At 48.3% G+C, this 532-nt stretch carries 1 protein-coding gene; it reads left to right on the top strand.

The window, feature by feature from the left end; translation table 11 throughout:
* Positions 1 to 532 (top strand): glycoside hydrolase family 38 C-terminal domain-containing protein (locus BJU60_RS14900; RefSeq protein ID WP_302050630.1); only part of this gene is annotated, 532 nt, incomplete at both ends.

Below are 532 nucleotides of genomic sequence, written 5' to 3'. Positions count from 1 at the left end.
GCGAAGGTGGCATTAAACAAAGACGATGCTGTCATCCGTTTTCATGTAGATGTGGACAACCATGCGTTAGATCATCGCCTGCGCGTTCTTTTTGATACAGGCATCGCATCAAACGTATCACTGAGCGATCAACAGTTTGGTACCATTGAACGCCCAACAGAGCTGACGCAAGAGCTTGAATGGTGGAACAATGAACATTGGGAAGAAAAACCGATCACCATTGAACCGATGCAATCCTTTGTCGCACTTCGTGATGAAGCATATGGTGCCGCTCTGTTGACCGACTGCGTGAGAGAATACCAAATCACAGGGGAAGGCTATACAACGATTGCATATACGCTCTTCCGCTGTTTCGGGAAAATGGGGAAAGAAAACCTTCTTTACCGTCCAGGACGCGCATCTGGGGAAAAAATTGTGGATACGCCTGACGCTCAGCTGCAAGGTGCACTGTCATTCACATTTGGTATGCACTATAGCAAGGATGCAGTCAGCGAGGGACACTTAGCGCAGCTTGCCAAACGGTATACCACAC

The sequence above is a fragment of the Exiguobacterium aurantiacum genome (assembly GCF_001766415.1).
Classification (GTDB): Bacteria; Bacillota; Bacilli; order Exiguobacteriales; family Exiguobacteriaceae; genus Exiguobacterium; species Exiguobacterium aurantiacum_A.
The sequence above is the reverse complement of the archived record's forward strand: the minus strand, read 5'-3'. Positions and strand labels throughout refer to the sequence as shown.